At 50.7% G+C, this 22639-nt stretch carries 19 protein-coding genes; 14 read left to right on the top strand and 5 right to left on the bottom strand.

What is annotated here, in order from left to right; genetic code table 11:
• The first annotated feature begins 10 nt into the window (after positions 1 to 10).
• Positions 11 to 397, top strand: a complete 387-nt coding sequence (locus QZT18_RS10135) for a metal-dependent transcriptional regulator (RefSeq protein ID WP_294147373.1) — start codon at positions 11 to 13, stop codon at positions 395 to 397.
• A 188-nt stretch (positions 398 to 585) separates the two neighbouring features.
• On the opposite strand, the gene QZT18_RS10130 is transcribed toward QZT18_RS10135, so the two are convergent.
• Positions 586 to 1197: a DUF4397 domain-containing protein gene (locus QZT18_RS10130; protein ID WP_294147371.1), complete on the bottom strand. Its 612-nt coding sequence runs from the start codon at positions 1195 to 1197 to the stop codon at positions 586 to 588.
• Between the two features lie 189 nt (positions 1198 to 1386).
• On the opposite strand from QZT18_RS10130, the gene QZT18_RS10125 reads away from it, so the two are divergent.
• From QZT18_RS10125 to QZT18_RS10115, 3 genes are all read left to right on the top strand, one after another.
• Positions 1387 to 2673, top strand: a complete 1287-nt coding sequence (locus tag QZT18_RS10125) for a Na+/H+ antiporter NhaC family protein (protein ID WP_294147368.1) — start codon at positions 1387 to 1389, stop codon at positions 2671 to 2673.
• 35 nt (positions 2674 to 2708) lie between these two features.
• Entirely contained in the window at positions 2709 to 4034 is a 1326-nt protein-coding gene (locus QZT18_RS10120) for a sodium-dependent transporter (RefSeq protein ID WP_294147366.1), read from the top strand.
• 199 nt (positions 4035 to 4233) lie between these two features.
• Positions 4234 to 4725 (top strand): DUF6465 family protein, encoded by a 492-nt coding sequence (locus tag QZT18_RS10115; protein WP_294147364.1) that lies wholly within the window; start codon positions 4234 to 4236, stop codon positions 4723 to 4725.
• A gap of 174 nt (positions 4726 to 4899) precedes the next feature.
• Here the strand turns inward: QZT18_RS10115 and QZT18_RS10110 are convergent, their stop codons facing one another.
• Positions 4900 to 5652, bottom strand: coding sequence for a MerR family transcriptional regulator (locus QZT18_RS10110; RefSeq protein ID WP_294147362.1), 753 nt, complete (start codon positions 5650 to 5652; stop codon positions 4900 to 4902).
• A gap of 818 nt (positions 5653 to 6470) precedes the next feature.
• Between QZT18_RS10110 and QZT18_RS10105 the strand changes: the two genes are divergently transcribed.
• From QZT18_RS10105 to QZT18_RS10095, 3 genes are all read left to right on the top strand, one after another.
• Positions 6471 to 7883, top strand: a complete 1413-nt coding sequence (locus QZT18_RS10105; protein ID WP_125142543.1) for a YfcC family protein — start codon at positions 6471 to 6473, stop codon at positions 7881 to 7883.
• A gap of 68 nt (positions 7884 to 7951) precedes the next feature.
• Positions 7952 to 9100 carry an amidohydrolase family protein gene (locus tag QZT18_RS10100; RefSeq protein WP_294147360.1) on the top strand — a complete coding sequence of 383 codons (1149 nt, stop codon included), beginning with the start codon at positions 7952 to 7954 and terminating at the stop codon, positions 9098 to 9100.
• A gap of 127 nt (positions 9101 to 9227) precedes the next feature.
• Positions 9228 to 10619: a YfcC family protein gene (locus tag QZT18_RS10095; protein ID WP_294147357.1), complete on the top strand. Its 1392-nt coding sequence runs from the start codon at positions 9228 to 9230 to the stop codon at positions 10617 to 10619.
• Positions 10620 to 10645: 26 nt separating this feature from the next.
• Here QZT18_RS10095 and QZT18_RS10090 read toward each other — a convergent pair whose 3' ends face one another.
• Complete coding sequence (locus QZT18_RS10090) at positions 10646 to 11782, bottom strand: PucR family transcriptional regulator (RefSeq protein ID WP_294147355.1); 1137 nt, start codon at positions 11780 to 11782, stop codon at positions 10646 to 10648.
• 250 nt (positions 11783 to 12032) lie between these two features.
• On the opposite strand from QZT18_RS10090, the gene QZT18_RS10085 reads away from it, so the two are divergent.
• Genes QZT18_RS10085 through QZT18_RS10070 form a run of 4 tightly spaced genes read left to right on the top strand, consistent with a single transcriptional unit; the run spans position 12033 to position 17292 of the window.
• Complete coding sequence (locus tag QZT18_RS10085) at positions 12033 to 13121, top strand: DUF917 domain-containing protein (protein WP_294147353.1); 1089 nt, start codon at positions 12033 to 12035, stop codon at positions 13119 to 13121.
• A 14-nt stretch (positions 13122 to 13135) separates the two neighbouring features.
• A complete protein-coding gene (locus QZT18_RS10080; protein WP_294147351.1) occupies positions 13136 to 14488 on the top strand; it encodes a cytosine permease in 1353 nt (450 codons plus the stop codon).
• Between the two features lie 25 nt (positions 14489 to 14513).
• Positions 14514 to 15995 carry a beta-Ala-His dipeptidase gene (pepD, locus tag QZT18_RS10075; protein WP_294147350.1) on the top strand — a complete coding sequence of 494 codons (1482 nt, stop codon included), beginning with the start codon at positions 14514 to 14516 and terminating at the stop codon, positions 15993 to 15995.
• Positions 15985 to 17292, top strand: coding sequence for a nitrate/nitrite transporter (locus tag QZT18_RS10070; RefSeq protein ID WP_294147348.1), 1308 nt, complete (start codon positions 15985 to 15987; stop codon positions 17290 to 17292). The genes pepD and QZT18_RS10070 overlap by 11 nt, the downstream gene beginning before the upstream one ends.
• Before the next feature lie 70 nt (positions 17293 to 17362).
• Here QZT18_RS10070 and QZT18_RS10065 read toward each other — a convergent pair whose 3' ends face one another.
• A complete protein-coding gene (locus QZT18_RS10065) occupies positions 17363 to 17785 on the bottom strand; it encodes a hypothetical protein (protein ID WP_294147346.1) in 423 nt (140 codons plus the stop codon).
• A gap of 693 nt (positions 17786 to 18478) precedes the next feature.
• Here QZT18_RS10065 and QZT18_RS10060 point away from each other — a divergent pair.
• Positions 18479 to 19864, top strand: a complete 1386-nt coding sequence (locus tag QZT18_RS10060) for an RsmF rRNA methyltransferase first C-terminal domain-containing protein (RefSeq protein WP_294147344.1) — start codon at positions 18479 to 18481, stop codon at positions 19862 to 19864.
• Here QZT18_RS10060 and QZT18_RS10055 read toward each other — a convergent pair.
• The gene (locus QZT18_RS10055) at positions 19840 to 20646 is read right to left on the bottom strand and encodes an RluA family pseudouridine synthase (protein ID WP_366925847.1); all 807 of its coding nucleotides are present in this window, start codon (positions 20644 to 20646) and stop codon (positions 19840 to 19842) included. The genes QZT18_RS10060 and QZT18_RS10055 overlap by 25 nt on opposite strands.
• A gap of 234 nt (positions 20647 to 20880) precedes the next feature.
• Between QZT18_RS10055 and QZT18_RS10050 the strand changes: the two genes are divergently transcribed.
• Both QZT18_RS10050 and QZT18_RS10045 read left to right on the top strand, forming a co-directional pair.
• Positions 20881 to 21240 carry an Hpt domain-containing protein gene (locus QZT18_RS10050; RefSeq protein WP_294147340.1) on the top strand — a complete coding sequence of 120 codons (360 nt, stop codon included), beginning with the start codon at positions 20881 to 20883 and terminating at the stop codon, positions 21238 to 21240.
• Positions 21241 to 21271: 31 nt separating this feature from the next.
• Positions 21272 to 22369: an HD domain-containing phosphohydrolase gene (locus tag QZT18_RS10045; protein WP_294147338.1), complete on the top strand. Its 1098-nt coding sequence runs from the start codon at positions 21272 to 21274 to the stop codon at positions 22367 to 22369.
• Positions 22370 to 22639 lie beyond the last annotated feature (270 nt).

Here is a 22639-nt window from a genome sequence, read left to right as displayed (position 1 = left end):
AGAGGTTATTTTGAAAATACAGCAGTCAGCAGAAGATTACCTGGAGACAATACTTGTATTGAGCAGGCGCAAACCGATGATACGTTCCATCGATATTGTGAATGAACTGGGATATTCCAAGCCCAGCGTCAGCATTGCAATGAAAAACCTGAGGGAGAACGGTTACATCTCCATGGATCATGAGGGATATATCACGCTGGAGCCCTCCGGCCGGGAGATCGCCGAGACGATTTATGAGCGTCATACGATGCTCACCGATCTGCTCGTGGCGCTCGGGGTGAGCAGGGAGACAGCGGTTGAGGACGCCTGCAGGATTGAACACGTTGTAAGCTCGGAGAGCTTCGCGGCAATCAAGAAGCATGTGACGGAGAAGACAAATCCCGCCGAAGGGAAATAAGCAAAAGTGAGCGGCATGGATTGCGGGCTTTTTGCCGCCTTTCATAAAAAAACGGACAGAACCCTGATTATATAAGCGGTTCTGTCCGTTTTTTATATCATAGGAAAGTGCTCCTGTGATATAAAAAGCCCCCTGCGCAGGATGCGCACTCACGCGAAGAGGTAATCTGCCGCTATGCGGCTGCCATTTTAGGCGGTTATGATCTGTACGGAGAAGTTGTTTACCGTTCCGAGGATAGCCAGTGTATAGCTGTTTCCGCCGCGGAACTGAACTCCTGTGTCGATAATCGGAACGCCGGGATTTGTTCTTCTGTAGATGGTCAGCCGGTATACGCCCGGAATGATGTGAAGATACCTGGTATAATTCATGTAGTCCAGATTAGACACGACAAGGCGTCCGTTTAAGTAAATGTCAAGGGGTTCACGAATGGCTGCCGCATTGTAGAAACGTACATGGGCAATATCGGAGGTCGTGGAGAAGAATGGAGAGAGAGTTCCCCAGGTCCAGAGAATTCCTGTCGGGGAGTTTGGCCATACCACCGTGCCGGTACAGTTGATGCATCCCTGATTGTTGTTGGAGGGGAGAGAAGGAGTTACAGGGCCGATGGGGCCGAAACCGGGAGTAGCCGGAACGTCGCTGCCATTGCTGGGAAGAGAAGGGGTAGGCGTGCCTTCCGGACCGAAACCGGGAGTGGCCGGAACGTCATTTGCATTTCCGTTGTCGGGAACAGAAGGAGTAACGGGACCTTCAGGGCCGAAGCCGGGGGTTGCAGTCGTATCGTCATAGTTGTAGGTTTCCATATATCTGATACCTCGCTTGTTTTTTATATATTATTATATGGAAGGAAGAGAGATAAGTTCACAGGAAGCAGGAAAAAAGAGAGAGAGATTTCTATTGAAACAAAAGCTCAGATCATATATAATTATGTACTATAATGTCTGGTTATATCAGATATAGCTTTTACTTACTAAATAAACAGGGGGATTTCCATGAGTCAGAGTGAAAATAAGGGAAGAGCGTCGGCGCTTCTTCCTATTGTCGTGTTTCTTTTAATTTTTCTTGGATCAGGATTTATAACAGGTGATTTTTACAGCATGCCTGCAATCGTAGCATTTCTGATAGCGCTGGTGGTAGCCTTTGCGCAGAACCGCAGCCTCAAATTTTCCGAAAAAATCAAGCTGGCGGCAGCGGGAGTCGGGGATGAGAACATTATTACAATGTGCCTGATTTTCCTTGCGGCCGGCGCCTTCTCCGGTTCGGTCAAGGCGGCGGGCGGTGTGGAGAGCACCGTGGCGCTGGGACTTTCCGTCATGCCGTCCGGAATGGCAGTGGCGGGCCTTTTTGTCATCGCCTGTTTTATTTCCATTTCCATGGGTACGTCTGTGGGAACGATCACGGCGCTTGGACCGATTGCCGTGGGAATCAGCGATAAGACCGGTTTTTCACTGGCGCTCTGCGCGGGAGCGGTAGTCGGCGGAGCGATGTTCGGTGACAACCTTTCCATGATTTCGGACACGACGATTGCGGCTGTTAAAACACAGGGCTGCGAGATGAAGGACAAGTTCCGCGAGAACTTCATGATCGTGCTTCCGGCAGCGGTGGTGACCGTGATTATTTTCCTTGTATTGGCGGGGAAATCGGAGTATGACGTGGGCGCTCTTTCTTACAACATATTTAAGGTTCTTCCATATCTGGTGGTGCTCATAGGCGCCCTGGCCGGAATTAATGTTTTTATTGTGCTGATATCGGGAACCGTGCTGTCTCTTATTGTGGGACTGGCTACCGGAGCTTTCGGAGCGGCGGAAATGTTTGTCCATGTCGGTGACGGAATCATGGGGATGTATGATATTACCGTTATTTCCATGATCGTGGCCTGTATCGTGGCCCTGGTGAAGGAATACGGCGGCATCGATTTTGTGCTTTCCTTCATACGGAAGAGAATCAACAGTGAGAAGGGGGGAGAGCTGGGGATTGCAGCTCTGTCGCTTCTCGTCGATATGTGTACGGCCAACAATACGGTTGCCATTGTAATGGCAGGTCCGATTGCAAAGGAAATCAGCAATGACTTCGGTGTGACGCCGAGGCGTTCGGCATCCCTCCTGGATATGTTCAGCTCCATGGGACAGGGACTGATTCCTTACGGCGCGCAGCTTCTGGCGGCGGCCAGCCTGACGGGGCTCACTCCGTTTGACATTATACCATACTGTTTTTATCCGATATTAATGGGAGTCAGCGGACTGATTTTCATTTTTATAAAGAAGAGACAGCAGGGATAGAATGCGATTAATGAGAAAGTAAGAGGACATAATTTATGAATACGAGAAATCAATGGGCCAGCAAGCTTGGCTTTATCATGGCGACGGCAGGTGCCGCCATCGGCCTTGGGAATCTGTGGAAATTCCCTTATCTGATGGGAAGAAACGGCGGATTTCCATTCCTTGTCGCCTACCTGGCCTTTATTGTAATCCTGGGACTGCCGGTCATGATGACGGAGATGTCCCTGGGCAGAAAGACGCGCCATGATCCGGTGCAGGCCTACGCCGATATCGATCCCCATGCCAGAATTGTAGGAATTTTCGGCACCCTGGCGGCGTTTATCATTTTAAGCTATTACAGCGTTATCGGAGGCTGGATTATCAAGTATATTATCAGCTACGGCACAACGCTTGCGGCTCCGGCCGATTTTACCGCGTTTATCAGCACCGAGGAGCCGGTTATCTGGCATTTTGTCTTTATGGCGATCACGACGGCGATCTGTTTCTTCGGCATCAGCGGCATTGAGAAGGCCAGCAAGTTTATGATGCCTTTGCTGTTTGTGCTTCTGCTCATTATTATCGTGAGAAGCGTGACGCTTCCGGGAGCATCGGAAGGCCTTAAATTTATCTTTTCCCCGGAGGGTTCCGGATTCAGTTTAAGTTCGGTCAGCGCCGCTCTGGGACAGGTTTTCTATTCTCTCAGCCTCTGTATGGGTATTACCATCACATACGGCAGTTATCTGAGTGAGAAAGAGAATATTCCGAGAAGCTGTCTTTCCGTTGCCGGCCTTGATACGGCGATTGCCATCCTGGCAGGAGTCGCCATCTTCCCGGCCGTATTTTCCTTCCATCTGGAACCGACGCAGGGACCCGGACTGATCTTCGGCACGCTGCCGATGGTATTTGCCGAGATAAAGGGCGGTCCGCTGTTTGCTTTCCTGTTTTTTGCCCTTGTATTTTTTGCGGCGGTGACGAGCGCCATTGCGCTGCTGGAGGTGCCGGTATCCTTTGCAATCGACACACTGAAGTGGTCACGGCGCAAGGCGACCCTTGTGATAGGAAGCGCCATTTTCCTTCTGGGAATTCCCAGCGCGCTTTCCTTTGGAATGCTTGGGGACATCACAATCCTGAAATACAGCGTCTTTGATTTTATCGGTGTGATTACGGATAATATTCTGCTTCCGCTGGGCGGACTTACGATGTGTTACTATGTGGGATGGAAGTGGCATCCCGAGTATCTGATTAGTGAAATTGAGAGGGACGGCGTTCCATTCAAGCTGAAAAAGCTCTGGATTATCGCAATTCGTTTCATTACTCCAATTTTGGTTGGTATTGTTACTTTAACAGGTTTCTGGCAGATTTATTTAGTCATATTTAAATAAAAACCAGGACCGAAAACGCGGAAAATGACAAAAAAACCCAGGAACCGCAAGGCTTTTCCGGGACAAGCCTGTCGAATGCAGACTGCTCCAAGGTTGACAAAATGCGAAAATGGGCTTATAATTCCCTCAATCGACAACAACAGATTAAAGCATCAGAGCAGTTGGGTTTTAACAGAGTTGATTTGAGGAGGAAAAGCAGATGGCAGCAACAAAGAAAACTGAGACAAAGGCAGCAGTTGTAAAAGAAACTGCAAAACCTGTGGCTGAAGTGACGGCAGCAGCGCCGGCAGTACCTGAGATGAAGGAAGAAGCTAAGAAAGAAGTTGAGAAAGCTCCGGAAACGAAGGCGGCGGCACCAGAGAAAGAGACTGCACCGAAGAAGGTAGCTGCACCGAAAAAGGAAGCCGCTCCGAAGAAAGAGGCTGCACCGAAGAAAGAAGCTCCGGCTAAAAAGGCTCCGGCCAAGAAAGCCCCGGTAAAGAAGGAAGCAAAAACCGCTGTATACATACAGTACGCCGGAAAAGAGGCAGAGGTGGAGAAGCTTGTCGCAGCAGCTAAGAAAGCATACGTAGCCGCAGGACATAAAGAGGCAGATATCAAAACGGTTGAAATTTATGTGAAACCGGAAGAGAATGCAGCTTACTATGTAATCAACGGCGAAGGCTCCGACGAATACAAAATTGTTTACTAATATGATACCGATATAATACCGACATAGATGGACTTGAATAATTGATAAGCGCCGTTTTGCATGATGCAGACGGCGCTTATTATTTTTCGATTGAGGGCGGAGGCCGGTACCGGGACGGACTTTTAAAGGCCTCTGCTCCGGGGGGAGCGTTCTGTGCCCGCAGCGGTCCGATTCTCAGTCCAGCAGTTCCACATAGGCCTTCAGATAGTCAATACGTTTTTTCCCTATCGTCTCACTCAGGAGAAAATTGGCCAGAAGAATTCCTGTGTTGTGTTTCTGCTGAAGAATTTCAAGCTTTTCGGAAATGTTGTTTCTATAGTTTTCTGAGGCAATTTCCTCTATCAGGAAGACGGCAAAGCGGCCGTCTTTTTCCTTTTGCCAGACCAGCTCGTCACCCTCCTCCGCGTCGGGTACAATAATGCCTCTGATATCATTCTTATCGTGATCCGGGTCATGGGAATCCATGCAGCGGACATAGAGCGAGGGATTGCGTGTATACCGTATTAATTTATTGCGGTCACTGTACTCAAAGCGGACAACCGTGTCAAAGGGAACGCTCTCGTACGTATAATCCACTGTTTTTAAATCGTGGATGCTTTTAATATGTTCACTTTTCAGGCAGGCGGATTCATACATTGCCGTATAGACACGAATCTTTTCCTCCAGGGTTTCCCTGACGGAGGAGAGGACCTTATCATAATCTTCGAGGCCAAACTGATTAAACCGCCCCATCTGCCGTACCGGCATTCCAAGATTCCTGTAAAATGCGATCTCAGCGATATTCGTCAAATCCTTAACCGTGTACTGCCTGTAATTGTTGTCGGCTTTCTCAACGCTGAAAATCCCCTTATCCTGCCAGAAGCGCAATGTGGATTCAGGGATGTCCAGGAGACGTGAGACTTCGCCGATGGAGAGAAGTTTTTCCATAAAGGTGTCCTTTCTGTGTGGGGGGTGAAAAATGAGGACGCCGCCGGGACGGCCGGGGTTCGGGATGGTGGGGGAGGTGGATGAGTCTTCGGTCACGGTCATAGTGTGCCGTGGGGGATCCGGAAGAAAGAAATCTCCTACGGGGACCGCTTGCGCTTATGGAGTGCATAGCGGTTCTAGGGCGCCTGAGAGACGCCGCCCAAGTACCGATGGACTCCCACGTCCCCTGCGGAGATTTTTTCTTCCTCCTCCCCCACAGCACACTATGACCGTGACCGAAGACGCGCAGTTTACCGCCCATCCCAAACGCCGGCCGTCCCGGCGGCTGACTGTTCTGATTTTTTTGAGAAAGGGGTATTGTCTCAGCCACCAAGTAGTGGCAGCGACCCTACCGGTGTCCCTGAAAGGAATCAGGAAAGTATAGAGTCTGCGAACCGGGTTGGGGTGGGCAGTAAATTACGCGTCTTCAGTCCCGGACATAGTCTGCCAGTGGGGGAGGAGGGAGAAAACTTTCCGAAGGGGACATTGAAGCCCACCGGTGCTTAGCGAGGTTCCTTACGAGCTTAGCATCCGCTGTGTGCTTCACGAGCGGGAGCGGGTCCCCGTAGGAATTTTTTCTCCCGGAGCCCCCACCTTACCAATAATCTCCGCCCGGGACTGAAGACTCACCAACCTTCCACTCCCCACCCCAACCCCTCCCCCAGATTCGTCCTGATTTTTCAATTATACACCCTCCCCTATTGACATTCAAGTAACTTGAAGCTTTATAATTACAAATACAGAAATGTCGATTTTTGTAATTTTAGGAGGGATTCAGTATGAGTGAAACAACAGAAAAGAAGAAGTGGTTTGAACGGGTGAAGATGCCCCACACGTATGTTATACTGATAACGATACTTGTGATTATGACAATTCTCACCCACATCATTCCGGCCGGGCAGTATCAGAGGGTGGAGGATCCGGTCAGCGGGAAGATGATTGTAGTGCCGGACAGTTTTGAGTTTGTGGATATCAAGGCCCCGGGATTCTTTGATATTTTCCTGTCATTGCAGCGCGGTTATGTGGACGCTGCCAACATTATGTTCTTAATTATCTTTGCGTATGGCTTTGTGTATATGCTGGTTAAGAACGGAACCATGGATGCGGCCCTGGGCACGCTGGTGCGCCTGGTGGGCAAGAAGGTCCAGCTTATGATTCCGATTACGATGATTGTGCTCGGAGCATTAAGCTCGACACTTGGTATTTTTGAGGAGGTATACGGACTGTTCCCGGTGTTTGTGGGAATTTCGGTGGCACTGGGATATGATATTGTCGTCGGCGGCGCGATCGTGTGTCTGGGCGTTATCATCGGATATGCATCCGGTACGTTTAACCCATATACGATTGGTATTGCCCAGGACGTTGCCGGTGTGGAGATGTTCTCGGGACTGGGGCTGCGCGTCGTAATCCTGGTTGTGTTTGAGCTGGCGGCGATTCTGTACATTATGAATTATGCACGCAAGGTGAAAGCGGATCCGACCAAGTCCATCATGTACGGCGTGGAGAGTGAATTTGTCCAGCGAAAGAGCCTGGATGAACTGACGGGGGCAAAGATGAATACGAGACAGAAAATCTGTCTGCTCATTTTCTTTGCGACACTGGGCAGCCTTCTTTACGGTACGACACAGCTCGGCTGGTATATCGATGAGATTGCGGCCATGTTCCTGATGATGATGATTTTTGCGGGAATTGCGAGCGGATATTCGGCAACCGATATCTGCAAGACATTTATCGAGTCCACGAAGGCCATGGTTTCTTCCATGCTGATCGTCGGATTTACCAGAGGTATCCTGCTTGTTATGAAGGACGGTATGATTTCCGATACAATCGTTTATTATCTGGTTTCATTACTCTCCGGTGCGAGCAAATATGTATCCGCTTATGGTATGCTTTTCCTTCAGAATATCATCAAGTTCTTTATCACGGGTTCATCCAGCCAGGCTACCATCACGATGCCGATTATGGCTCCTACGGCCGAGCTGATTGGCCTGAGCAAACAGATTGCGGTTCTGGCTTACCAGTTTGGCAACGGTTTTGCCGATATGTTCTGGCCGACATCCTGTGCCCTTTACTGCGGCCTTATGGGTGTTCCGCTCAATAAATGGTATAAGTTCATCACGCCGTTCTTTGGAATTGTGCTGATACTGGAAGTTATTTTTATGACGATTGCAGTTGCCATTGGTTATTGTTAATGCCGGTCAAAGTATGCCGGAAGGTCTTATAGTGACGAATACATGAATCGGAAAGTGCGGGGTACGATATGATTATTAAAAACGGACAGGTTCTGCTTTTTGAAGAGGGCGGATTTGTAAAAAGAGATATCCTTGTGAAAAAAGGAAAGATTGTTAAAATAGCGGAATCGATCGCGGAAGCGGAGGCCGGGGAAGACGGCGGGGAAGTAATTGACGCCGGAGGCAAATTCATCACTCCCGGAATGATTGACGCCCACAGCCATATCTGCATCAGTGAGGAGGGAATGGGAGCCATCGCCGATGACTGTAATGATTACAGCGAAGCCGTAATGCCGTATCTGGAAACGATTGATGGCATTAACCCCTTTGATCTGGCGGTGGATACGGCTGTGAGGGCCGGTGTGACCTGCGCCTGTGTCTGCCCGGGAAGCGACAGCGTGGTGGGCGGCATATGCAGCGCCATCCAGCTTAAGGGAAATGTGGCGGAAGACATGGTGCTGCAGAGAAAAGCGGCCGTTAAGTGCAGCTTCGGCGAAAATCCGAAGAGGGCCGGATACGGATTTAAGACCAGGATGGGCAATGCCTATCTATTGAGAAAATGCATTGAGGATGCCATTGACTACAAGCACAGGAAGGAAGAAGCGGAAAAGGCGGGAAGTTATTTCAGGACCGATATCGGAATGGAAAATATGCTTTTGCTTCTGGATAAAAAGATCCCCCTCCATGCCCATGTACACAGGGCCGACGATGTATGCACGGCAATCAGGATTGCAAAGGAATATGATTTAAAACTGGTTATCGTCCACTGTACGGACGGAATTTCCATTGTGGATTACCTTGCAAAGCATGATTATCCGGTTATTCTCGGACCGACGATGTATCCGCGTTCCAAACTTGAGAGCATGAGCCGCAGCTTCGAGACGGCGGGAGTGTTAAACAAGGCGGGAATTAAGATCTGCATCACGGCGGATCATGACGTGACGCCGATTTATTACCTTTCCGTGTATGCCGCACAGTCGGTGCGCGCCGGACTCGACGAGCTGGAAGGATTAAAGGCCGTTACAAAAAATCCTGCGGAGGTTCTGGGAATCGACGACAGAAAGGGAGAACTGGCCGCGGGGCGTGACGCCGATATTGTGATCTGGTCGAAACATCCATTTGATTATGATACAAAGGTGGAGAAAGTCTACATGGAAGGCCGGGATATGACGGTATAGTCCGGATATTCAGAGTGCAGCATTCCGGAAAACGGTGACTGTGAAGGTGATGAACCGTTATAATTGAATGACATAACCCGGGGATTTTTCCCCGGGATTTCTGGCATAAAGTAATGGGAGATGAAAAATGGGAAAAATAAAAAATAAAGTACAGAATATCAAGATGCCGCACACCTATGTAATTCTTACGATTATTCTTCTGGCTGTGGTGGCTCTCACCTACCTGGTCCCCGCGGGGGAGTATGACAGGATTCTCGATCCTGTAAGCAATAAAATGATTGTCATTCCGGAGTCCTTTCATTTTACCGAGGGGGTCAGGCCGGGATTTTTCGATGTATTCCTGGCTCTTCAGAGAGGATATGTCAGCGCTGCGAATATTCTTTTTCTGATTATTTTTGCCTACGGTTATGTCTATGTGCTGATTGACAACGGGACGCTCAACAGTCTGATTAACTGTATGCTTTCCTCCATGGGCAGAAGGACCTATCTGATTATCCCGGTGAGTATGTTTGCCTTCGGCGTGCTCGGCTCCACGATGGGAATCTTTGAGGAACTGTACGGAATGGTTCCCGTTTTCGTCGGAATAGCGGTGGCTCTCGGATACGATGTGATCGTGGGAGGAGCCATCGTATTTGTCGGCGTGGCTACCGGGTTTGCGGCCGCGACAACGAATCCGTTTTCCATCGGCATCGCCCAGAGTATTGCCGGTGTGCCGATGTTCTCCGGGCTGGCCTACCATGCCGTCATTTTTCTGGTTTTTCAGACGGTGGCAATTATCTATGTCATGTGGTATGCAAAGAGGGTAAAGGCAAATCCGGAAAAATCGGTGCTGTTTGGTGAAAAACTGGAAACTCTGCCGGTCCATAAGGTGACGGAGGAAAAGATGACCTTAAGGCAGAAACTCTGCCTTGGGCTTTTTGTGTTTACGATAGGATTTCTGCTCTATGGTACCATGAAGCTGGGATGGTATATTGATGAGATAGCGGCGATGTTTCTGATGATGATGATTATCACCGGTGTTGTGGGCGGGTACGGCGCGACAAAGATCTGTAAGACTTTTATTACATCCACGCAGAGCATGGTGTCGTCCATGCTGGTCGTAGGCTTTACCCGCGGCATTCTTCTGACCATGCAGGACGCGATGATATCCGATACGGTGGTCTACTACCTGTCCCAGATGCTGAATGGCTGCAGCCAGTACATTTCCGCGGTCGGCATGCTGATCATCCAGAACGTGATCAATTTCTTCATTACGGGCTCCTCCAGCCAGGCTACCATTACGATGCCGATTATGGCTCCGGTTGCCGATATTGTGGGACTGAGCCGTCAGACGGCCGTGCTGGCCTACTGCTTTGGGGACGGATTCTCGGATATGTTCTGGCCTACGGCCTGTGCGCTGGAATGCGGTCTCATGGGTGTGCCGCTCAATAAATGGTATAAATTTATGACGCCTCTGTTCTGCATTATGATGGCGCTGCAGGTGATATTTATGCTGATATCCGTGGCGCTGTCCGTGTAGGCGGACAGTGCAGAGGATATCAGGGATTATAAAAGTTTTTCCGCTTTCAGCGCCAGTGAGACGCGTTCTATAAATACATAAGGTTCTTCCAGAAGCCCGAGAATGGTCCGGGCTTTTGTTATGCGGAAACGCACCGTGTTTTCGTGGGTGTTTAACCGTTCGGCCGTCTTTTTGATATTGCCGTTTGTCTCAAGAAATGTGGAGACAGTCTTTACAAGCTCAATGCCGTGCCTTGCTTCATAGTCCCTGAGAGGCCCCAGGGTCTCCCGGCAGAAAATGCGGAGGGAGTCGTGGTTTCTCATGGGCAGGAGCAGGTTATAAACCGAGACGTCGTCGTTCCATGTAATCCGGTTTTCCGTGAACCGGCTGATTTCATGGGCGGAACAGGCCTCTTTCAGCGCGCGGACAAAGCCGCCGGCGTTCTCAAAACGGCCGCTTATCCCGACAAAGAAGCCATCGCCGTATCGGGAAAAGAGCCGGAGGAGAGAGTCCGCGGAAGGTGGACTGCCGGCCGCGTCTTCTGTTTTCATGATCACAAAACCGCCTTTCTGGTAGCGCAGGAAAGGAAGACCGTATTGGGTGTCCAGGTCATTTTTCAGCAGACGGAACCGCATGGGGGCCAGAGACGGAAAGGTGACGTAAAGACACCGGTATCCGGGCGGCAGTTCCGGGACCAGATACTGAATCATTTCGCTGCATTCCGCGGCAGAGAGGTTGTCGTAAAGAAGGCGGTTGAGCTTGTTCTCGGAATGGAGGTCCAGCTGTTCGGTCAGGATCAGTTCGGAAATATCCTTAATCAGCCTGCCGTAGGGAATATCGTTGTCAATCATGATGATGGGATAGCGGCTTTGGTTAGCGAGGCGGATAACCCGCTCCGGCAGCTCCCGGACGCGGTAACGCACGCCGATGCAGCAGGAACTTCCGGTCTGGATATAAAATCGGATGATATTATAAATCTGTTCTTCATAATTTCCGTCCGTATAAAAGCTGTGGATATACAAATCCCCCTGGGATACGAGGGCATAACCGGGGTCCTCCGGATCCAGCGGGGAGTCGGTGAAATTGACGCGCATGACCTCCCGGTTCAGCCCCGACGCGCCGCATGCCAGTTCTGCATTCTTTAAAATCTCAAGCTTCAAGATATCATTTACCGTAATTCCCATAAAAGTGTCCTTTCGATTGTTATATCGGTTTTCGGATTCCTGTAAACAGAAAAAATCAGATGTCCTGTAGTTATTATGGGACAGGGGGAAATCCATGTCAAGAAGACGGTTGTAATTATTACAAAATAAGCTCTTGTTTTTTGTACTTTATCATGATGAACCGGCAGAGCGCAGACAGTACAATAGAACTATGAAAACAGTGCGGCGGCACATTAGAGTATCTGCAGAGAGACAGGAGAGGAGAAAGAAAATGAGAAAACTGGGGTTACAGGAATTGAAGGATATTATGACGGGATGCGCAATTATGGGGACGGGCGGAGGCGGTTCCCTGGCGGAAGGCATGGGCGCGGTGAAGCGTGAATGGAACAGGGGCCATGAGTTCAAACTGCTGGATTTCGATGAGATTGAGGACGAATCCTATTATGCAAGTCCGTATTACTGCGGCTGCATGGTACCGGAGGAACAGGAGGCGGAGGAAGACCTGTTTGACGGAAGCGATATCGCCCTTTCCGTAGAAGCGCTTGAAAACTATATGGAAACGAGTTTCCACGGCCTTGTATCCATCGAATACGGGGCGGGGAATACGGGTGAGGTTATGGCGATGGCCGCGAAGACGGGCAAGTTCATCGTGGATGCCGATGCGGCGGGCAGAGCGGTGCCGGAGCTGCAGTTTTCGACCTACTATGTGACGGGGCAGCCCATCACACCCCTGGCGGTGGGGACAATTTACGGGGATGTAGCCATCATTCCCGTTGTGCGGGAGGATGCCAGGGCTGAAGCCCTCACCCGTTTTATGGCGGTGGCGACAAACGGGGCGGTCGGTATGACGGATCATCCGATGAAGGGAAGGGAGCTTCGAAAATCGGTAATCCCGGGAGCCTTGTCAAAAGCCTGTCAAGTTGGTCAGGCGCGGAGATTAGCGGAGGAGAGAGGGGAAGATCCGATCGAAGCCGTCCTGAAAGCAGCCGGCGGCAAACTTTTGTTTACCGGACGCGCTTCCGCTCAGACGGACTGGGAGAACCGGGACGGTTTTACCTACGGCAATATCCGGCTGGACGGAACCGGGAATGATGCGGGGAGCAGCGCCAGGGTCTGGTACAAGAACGAAAACATGATGATGTGGGTGGACGGGAAACTGCGCCTGACCTGCCCGGATCTCATCTGCGTGCTGGAGCAGAAGACGGGGATGCCCGTCACAAACCCCAACTGCAAGGAGGGAATGGAGCTATGCGTCCTGGGATTCCCCTGCCATGAGCTCTGGAAAACGGAGAGAGCGCTGGAAATCCTGAATCCGAGGTTCTTTGGATTTGACGAGGACTGTGTATTCCTGGAGCGGTAAAAGGAGGGGATGAGATGGAGAAAGGGCCGGAAACAGGGAATTCCCTGGAGGAAAAATATAATGATTATGAGAAGACGCCGGTTCCCGCTGAAGCCAGAAAAACATGGCTGGAACAGGGAATGGTGTGGCTGGGGGAAGGATTTGGCCTGAGCGGCCTGGCCGTGGGAGGCGTGCTGGCCGACGGCCTGCCTTTCCGGGAAATGTGCATCGTTTGTGTTGCAGGTGCGTTTATTGTGTTTCTTCTTGCCACCACCTGCGCACTGGTGAGCGCCCACACTCATCTGGCTACTTCATTTAACTGCCGGAGGGCTTTTGGAGTCGGAGGCGCCAAATTAATTGGCGTAATCTTCTGTTTCTGCAATTTCGGCTGGTATGCATTTCAGGCGGATTTATTTGGAAACACGATATCCTCGGTGGTGGAACAGCTCGGAGGCCCGGAGATTGCCCCGGTACTGTTTACCGTGTTCGGAGGCCTGGCCATGTCGACGACCGCCATCTTCGGTTTTAAGGCCATCAAACGACTGAGTGAAATCGGCCTTCCTCTCCTGTTCATCCTCTGTATTGCGGCCGTCCTTAAGACGGGGCGTCTGATACCGTTTGAAGAGATTGTGAGCGCCGGGCCGGTTGGAAACCGGATCAGCATTTCCGCGGGGATCTCGATTGTGGTCGGCTCTTTTGCCGTCGGCATTGCCATGATGGGGGATTTCAGCCGTTTTTGCAAATCGGGGAAAGACTGTGCCGTTGGGATCAGCCTCGGCTATTTCTGGGGATATATTCCGGTCATGATGTGCGGAGCCTTTTTTACCTACGCATTCCGGAACTGGAATGTGGTGGAGGTCATGATCGTGTCCCTCGGCATGGGAGTGTTTGGGGCCGTGGTTCTGGTACTGGGCCAGTGGACGACCAATGACAACAATCTCTATGGGAGCGTCCTCGGACTGATGAACACGCTGGATGGGGTGTCGCGTATTCCGAGGATGAGGCTGACCCTGATTCTGGGAGCGGTCAGCACGGCCATTGCGGCGCTGGGCGTATACCGGTATTTTGTGGATTTCTTATCAGTACTCGGCGTATTCATTACCCCCATCACGGGGATTCTGATTGCCGATTTCTATATCTGCAACAGGAAAAGCTATGATGAAGAGATAGGCTCTGTAAAATATGCCGTCAAATGGGATGCCCTGGCCGCCTGGGCCGCCGCTTCGGCCGTGGGGCTTGCAATGACGGAACGGCCGGTGGGATTTGGCTTTTTTTCCGGTTTCGGGGATGTGGTTCCGGCGCCCATTGTGTGCATTGCCGTAGCCATGTTTATTTACACTGCGGCCCAGAGGTACGGATCAAAAATAAAATGCGGTGAGGCAGAATGAAAAAAAGAAGGAGAAGAGTGATATAATGGGAGGAAGAAAGAATCGGGAAGATGAAGTGGAACGCGTCCTTGACTGTTTCAGGGAGATAGCGGAAATTCCAAGGCCGTCCTATGAAGAAGAGAGGATTGCCGATTACCTGGAAGCAAAGGGGAAGAGACTGGGGCTTGACGTATTCCGGGACGGACACAATAATGTGATACTGAGACAGGGGAAAAGAGAAACCGGCTGTCCTTCCGTTATTTTGCAGGCTCATACGGATATGGTCTGGGAGACGGAAAACCCGCAGGCGGAAGTGGAAAAGGTTCCGCAGGGGATTCACGAGGAAGACGGCTATATGAGGGCATCGGGAACAACGCTGGGAGCCGATAACGGAATCGGAATGGCATTAATACTTGCACTGTTAAATGAGGGCGGGGATTATCCGCCCCTGGAAGCCGTTTTTACATCCAACGAGGAGGAGACGATGGAAGGCGCCGAGGCGCTGAACGGTGAGGTTCTGAGCGGAGAATGGCTGATTAACCTGGACAGTGAGAAGGAAGGGGTTTTTACAATCGGAGCGGCGGGAGGAATCTCCGTCCTGCTTGAATTTCCCGTGACGGAAGAAAAGGCAGGGAAAAAAGAATTTGTAACGGTCGCCGTCCGGGGCGGTAAGGGCGGCCATTCCGGCCTGGAGATTGGGAAGAAAAGGGAAAATGCCATCGGCCTTCTTATCCGGTTCCTGCGGTCGCTTGATGAAGCTTCGTGGGAACTTTCAGCTCTGGAAGGCGGGAGCCGTTCCAATGCGATACCTTCGGAAGCTTCGGCCGGGATTCTGGTCGAAGATACTGTTTTAATAGAAAAACAGGCCGCCCTCTTTATGGAGCAGCGCTTGAAGGAATGGAGCGGTGAAGAAGAGGAACTCACTCTGAACATAGAGAAAAATCAGGATATGAAAGAACGGAAGAGATATGCGCCATCATGCAGGGAGAGGCTCCTTTTACTGATGGAGAATCTGCCCCATGGGGTGAAAAGCAGGACGGAGGAATTTATCTGTTCCTCTGTAAACCTGGCATCCGTCAGGGAGGGCGGCGGACAAAAGAGGATGCTGACGATAGAGCTCAGCCTCAGATCCTCCTATGAATCCTGGTACAGGGACGAGGCAGAACGAATCTGCCGTCTGGGAAACCGATTTGGCGCAGGGAGCGTAATCAAAGACGAATATCCCGCCTGGACTTATAAAAAGGAGTCAAAGCTCACGGGAATTCTCTGTGAGGCCTACAGGGAAAGCTTTGGCTGTGAGCCGGTTCTGGAAAATGTCCATGCGGGCGTGGAGTGCGGTATTATCATGAAAAACTGTCCTTCCGTGAAAGAAGCAATTTCCATCGGTCCGTCGATTGTGGGGGCGCACACGGTTAAAGAGGCGGTAGAGACGGCTTCTGTGGGAAAGGTATTCAGACTTCTGGATGCGGTCCTGACAAAGATAAAGCAAATGGAACCAGACAGGGGGGAAGACGGAGATGAACGGTAAATTCAGAAAATATCTGCTTATTATTACACTGGGACTGGCGGGAGGTTCTATCTATTTCCTGCCCTATATCAAATACGTTTTTTATGATGCCCATATTGCCTGTATGAATATCACCAACACACAGTCGGGGTATCTTATGACCATGTACACAATCGGAAATGTGATTCTGTATCTGCCCGGCGGGATACTGGCCGATCGGATTTCACCGAGAAAAGCATTGTCCTGGTCCTGTCTTGGGACTTCGGCCTTTGTATTTCTGTACCTGTTTACAATGAAAAATTTTGTCATCTCCATGATTATCTGGATGGGACTTGCGTTCAGCACGGGATTTGTCGTATGGGCGGCGCTTCTGAAGACGGTAAGAATCATCGGCACCGAGGAAGAACAGGGATTTTTGTACGGTCTTTACTATGCGTGCAACGGCATCGCCGCTGCCGCCGTCAATGCCGCGGCCGTTCTCGTTTACAATACGGGGGCCGACATGGAGAGCGGCTTCTTCCGTGCCTGCGTATTCGGCGGCATTGTTCCCATTATCGTGGCGGTGCTTCTGATGGTTCTCCTCAGGGAGGAGGACGGAAAAGCAGGGGCTGACGGCGGAGAACCAAAATTCCGGATGGCGGATGTGGGAAAACTGCTTAAAAACCCGGTGGTCTGGGTCATCTCTGCGATCATGTTCTGCGGCTACGGCTTCTATATGAGCACGTCGTATTTCAATCCGTATCTGACGGAGGTGGTGGGGATTTCCATGGTGGATTCCGGTCTCCTCTCAGCGGTGAGAACTTACCTTCTTCTGCTTCTTGCCCCGGTCGGCGGCCTGATTGCGGATAAATGTTTTAAGTCTACGAGTAAATGGCTCTGTACTTCATTTACGCTTACGGCGGTTTTGTTTGGAATCGTACTGGTTCTTCCGAAGGGAATGAATGCGGGGCTTGCCAGCTTTTATACGCTGATACCGGGAGCGGTCGTCATGATGACCTACGGCGTCATCTCCTCGGTCGTTGCGGAGGTGGGGATCCCGAAGTCGATGACCGGCACGGTGATTGGGATTATATCGATTATCGGATATCTGCCCGACGCCGTATATTCGGTACTGTTCGGGGCCTGGCTGGATCGTTACCAGGGGGAAGGATATCCGCTGATATTCGGCTTCCTGGCCGCGACGGGGCTGCTTGCCGCCGCCATGGCTTTCTATGTATTCCGGTACGGAATGAAGCGTAACACCCAAATTACGTCAAAAGCGGCCAAAAGCGCGGCAGGTACCATTAGCCGGGAGATTGTAAATGAGCTGGGCAAATAGCCCGGCGGAAGCTTTGGCAGACGCCCGGGAGGAAATATCGGTTCCCGGCTCTGCCGCGGCATATCGGACCCTATTTGGAAAACAGGCGGAGATAGGAGCGGATCAGAAGGCAGCAGGCCAGCACAAACCAGATTTCCATTGCCGTGTTGATAATTCCCGATAAAATCAGGGAGGAGATACAGAAGACGGCGGTGGAAATCAGAAGGAAAAGGCAGGGTCGCCCTTTTTCCGGCTCCCGGAAGTACAGCTTCAGCGCCAGAATCAGAAGGCAGAAAAAGAGCACCACTGTGGAAATAATCGCCGTAATTACATGGATAAAGGATAAAAAAGGAAACCGTGCGGGCAGGTACGGCGTGATGACAAAGAGAAGCATCATGCCGGCGGAGAGAAAGAGCAGCAGGGTTTCTTTTTTTGTTGAAAAATACTGTCCCGCCTTCAAAAGAATCAGACGCAGCGAAAAAAAGAAGTAAGTTCCGGTTATAATACTCCACAAAAGAAATTCCCCCTGCCTTGACAGCGCGGTGCGGATGGAAGAAAAATTAGTTGTAAAATAGCCGGTCCCGCGGGCCAGGAAAAAAGTTAAAAAAGGAATAAGAATATAAGAAAAAACGGCTGAAACCATGATGCCACCTCCGACTGCAGATTACGCTTGAGATAGTATCTCCATTGCCGTGCGGCATATGTATAGGAAAATCCAGAGAAAAAATTCCTGCGGGGACTCACCTTCACCGGAGAAGCACGCCGCGTCCGCCACATTCCGCGGTCACTTTCCCAGCATCTGCAGTGTGTAGTGACCGCGACAATACCCTCCCTTCCCTGAAAGAAGAGAACAGTTCAGCCACCGCAAGTCGGGGGTCGGGATGGCGAAAACCTTCGCGTCTTCAGTCCCGGCCATAACCTTCCCCACCCGCGACCAAACTTAATCCGGGACTGAAGACTCATCCCCTCCCTCTCACCATCCCGAACCCCGACCGTCCCGGCGGCGTTCTCCTTCTTCAACATACTTCAACAAAAGTTGTAAGAATTTAAAGAGTATGGTAGAATAATTCAATTGAAAAAAATCGGTACAGAAATGAAATCAGGCGGACCGCGCCTGCGAAACGCCCGGTTACGGACACAGACGGCCGGACCGGATATTGATAAAAAATGGTGCCGCCGCAGGCGGGGAATAAAGGAGAGACATACTATGGAGCTGCCGTCAGCATTTAAAGACCGGATGAAAGATATGCTGAAAGAAGAGTACAATGATTTTATAGAGAGCTACGACAGGGAGCGTTCCCAGGGGCTCAGGCTGAATCTGCTTAAAACGGGACGTGAGGAATTTATGGAAAAATCGCCGTTTACTCTGGAGCCGGTTCCCTGGGCACAGGATGGCTTCTATTATGGAAGCGCCGACCGTCCCGGACGCCATCCGTTCCATGAGGCAGGGGTATATTATATCCAGGAGCCCAGCGCGATGGCGGTGGTCACATTTTTAGATCCCAGGCCCGGGGACAGGGTGCTGGATCTCTGCGCAGCGCCGGGCGGTAAGACGACCCAGATAGCATCCGCGCTGCAGGGGCGGGGATTCCTGCTGACGAATGAGATTCATCCGGCCAGGGCAAAGATCCTCTCGCAGAATGTGGAGCGGATGGGTGTCGGGAATGCCGTTGTGACAAATGAGGAATCGGGCCGTCTGGCCGGATATTTCCCGGAGTTTTTTGACCGGATAGTGGTAGACGCGCCCTGTTCCGGGGAAGGGATGTTCCGCAAGGACGAGGAGGCGGTCAGGGAGTGGAGTCCCGGGAACGTGGAACGCTGCGCCATGCGCCAGCAGGAAATTCTGTGCAATGCGGCCCAAATGCTGAAACCCGGAGGACGGCTTGTCTACTCTACCTGCACCTTTGCGCCCATGGAAAATGAGATGACGATCGAAGCGTTTATAGAAAACCATCCTGAATTCTCGGTGGAGAAAACGGAAGATTATGAAGGCCTTTCCAAAGGAGTGAAGGAGTGGGGAAATAAAACCGTCGAAGGGATTGAGAATACGGTCCGGATCTGGCCGCAAAGAACGAAAGGAGAAGGCCATTATATCGCCGTTCTCAGGAAAGACGGGACAGAGCGGGAGATAAAGAGGAAATGGCCCGCCTATATTAAGGACAGGAAGGCGCTCAAAGATTATTTTGATTTTTGCAGCAGCAGTTTAACGGAGCCGGGGAAATGGACGGACAAAAAGAATTTGATTCTTTTTGGAGATCAGCTTTACCTGATACCGGAGGAGATGCCTGATTTTGACAAGCTGAAGGTAGTGAGACCGGGACTTCATCTGGGAAGTTTTAAGAAAAACAGGTTTGAGCCGTCCCATGCGCTGGCTCTGGCCCTCAAGAAAGAAGAAGTGAGCCTGCGCCGGGATTACTCTGCCGATTCACCGGAAGTGGCCGCCTACTTAAAAGGGGAGGCGATTGCCGATGAGAGCGGTCAGCCGGGCGGTAAGGGCTGGACTTTGATGAATGTGGAGGGATATTCAATTGGCTGGTCCAAACTGGCCGGGGGAGTACTTAAAAACCATTACCCCAAAGGACTCAGAAAGTGAAAATCCTCGGGCAGGGGAGCAGTGAATTCCATAGATGCACCCGTGACGGGATGAGTGAACGAGAGGCGGCAGGAGTGAAGCGACTGCCGCTTTATAAAACGGTAATCGGGGTTGTAGAGAAAATCGCCCAGAAGCGGATGGCCGATATATTTCATATGGACCCGGATCTGATGCGTCCGTCCCGTGTCCAGGGTGAGGAGAAGCAGGGAACAGTCCTTTTCCTCATCATAGGCAAGGCGGCGGTAGTGGGTGCGGGCATATTCTCCCCTCTCCGGATCCACGCAGCGCTCAATCGTGGAGCCGTCCACCCTGGCGATGGGCCGGCAGACCGTTCCTTCTTCTTCGGTCAGACCGGATACAACCGCCATATATTCACGGTGGATTGTTTTCTGGGAAACCATAGAGGAGAGGACGGCTCCGCTCAGCATATTCTTTGCGATCAGAAGCAGGCCCGTCGTGTCGCGGTCCAGGCGGTTGACGGCGCGGAAAACAAAGGCCTCATTTTTCTCCCTGAAGTACCAGGCCAGGCCGTTGGCCAGGGTATTGTCATAATGGCCCTGGGAAGGATGGACCGGAACCCCGGCCGCCTTATTAATCACCATCATATCTTCATCTTCATATACAATATTAATTTCCATGGGAACCGGCACGATATTTTCCGATGAAACGTCTTCTGAAAGCAGGATGGACAGCACATCGCCCGCGCTTATGATTCTGGTCGTGTAGGCCGGGGAACCGTTCAACGTAATACCCAGTTCCGTCTTTCTGAGGTGTACGATCACTTTACGTGAAAATCCATGTTCTTTTAAAAATCTTTCAATTGATTTTCCACTGTCCCGTTCTGTAATTTGATAACAAAGTTTCTTTTCCATGCAGGTAATTGTAGCAAAAAAGAGGGCTGTTTACAAGCGGGGAGAAAAGATAAAATTCATTGCAAATTATATTTATCTTTGCTACAATTAAGAGTGAGAAAAAAGAAAGTGTTTGAATATGTTAGTCAGAAAGGCAGATAATAAATGGATATAAAAGATGTATACACCGGACTCGGGGAAGATACGGAACGCGTTCTGGCCAGATTTGGAGGTAATACCTCTTTGCTGGAACGTTTTGTCAGAAAGTTTGGGGAAGATCCGACCTATGGGAATCTTATGAAGAGCCTGGAGGATCAGGATTATCCTGAAATCGAGAGAGGCGCTCATACCCTGAAAGGGGTGGCGGCGAATCTGGGGTTTGATAGACTCAGCGAGACAGCGGCAGCAGTCGTGCGGGCAGTCAGGGAATCGAAGATCGATACAATTCCGAAGCTCTCCGAATCAATGTCTGAAGAATACAAGAAAGTGATAGACTGTATAGCCGGACTGGACACCAGGAGATAATCATATTTTGAAGTAAGCGGGGGAAAACCGGATGGAGGATCTGCGGAAAGTCATTTTAATCGTGGATGACATTGAGCTGAACAGAGCCATTTTAAAAGAACTGTTTTATAAGAGCTATCGTGTGGAAGAGGCCGGGAACGGGATTGAGGCTTTGAAAGCAATTGAAAAATACGGAGATCAGATCGCCATTATCCTGCTCGACATTGTAATGCCGGAACTGGACGGATTCGGTGTCCTGAAGGAACTGAAGCGCCATTACAAGAACGAAAAATACCCCGTTTTCTTTATTACGGCGGAGGACTCGGAAGAGATTATCAACAGGGGCTATGATATGGGCGTGGACGATGTAATCAATAAGCCGTTTAATCCCAGTATTATTAGACGCCGTGTGAAGAATACGATAGAGCTTTATGAGAGACGGTTCCGGATGGAAAGCATCATAGAGGGGCAGACCAGAAAGATTAAAGAACAGTCGGAGAAACTCCGCGAGACCAGCCTTGCTATGGTCGATACACTCAGCACGGTAATCGAGTTCCGTGACTGTGAATCGGGCGAACATGTAAAGAGGATCAGGGCAACATCCAAAGTGCTGATGGAGGCTCTTGGCGAGGCGGATCCGGCTTACCGGTTTCCAGCGGCCACGGTAGAGGAGATATCGGTTGCATCGGCCATGCACGATGTGGGCAAGATTGCCATTCCGGATCATATTCTGAATAAGCCCGGCAGACTCACCGTGGAAGAATTTGAAATTATGAAGGAGCATACGGTAAAGGGCTGCGAGATTCTCCAAAGCGTGGATATCCTCAGGAATTCCGATTCATTTGTATACTATTACGATATCTGCCGCTGGCACCATGAAAAATGGGACGGCAGGGGATATCCGGACGGTCTCAAGGGCGACGAGATCCCAATCTGGGCTCAGGTAGTGGCTCTGGCAGACTGTTATGACGCCCTTGTAAGCGAGCGCGTCTATAAACCTGCGTACAGCCATGAGAAGGCATTGGAGATGATTCAGGGAGGCGAGTGCGGCCAGTTTAACCCGGCTCTTCTGAAGGCATTTGCCGAAGTGTCCGACATCCTGAAGCAGCAGGGCGGCGACAAGATCCGGTCGGAGTCGGCGGAAAAATAGAAGATTTTATTTTAGGGAGAATGGAAGCAGGCAGCGGTCTGCTTCTTTTTTTGATCGGCAATGAAAAGTTCGCGAAGCATGCTTTTCGTTGTTTCGGCGTCCCGTGCGCGGCAGGTTTTGCGGACCGGCCGTCTGCCCTTATTACGCTCATCCAGGGTTCTCTTTACATAATTAAATGTTCTGAAAAAGACTTAATAAAAAAGAAAAGAAACGTAAAGAAAAATACGGAAATTGAAAGATTCTGACACTGGACAAAATTGCCAATATTTC

It is taken from the genome of uncultured Clostridium sp. (genome assembly GCF_900547735.1).
GTDB lineage: Bacteria > Bacillota > Clostridia > Lachnospirales > Lachnospiraceae > Otoolea.
The sequence above is the reverse complement of the archived record's forward strand: the minus strand, read 5'-3'. Positions and strand labels throughout refer to the sequence as shown.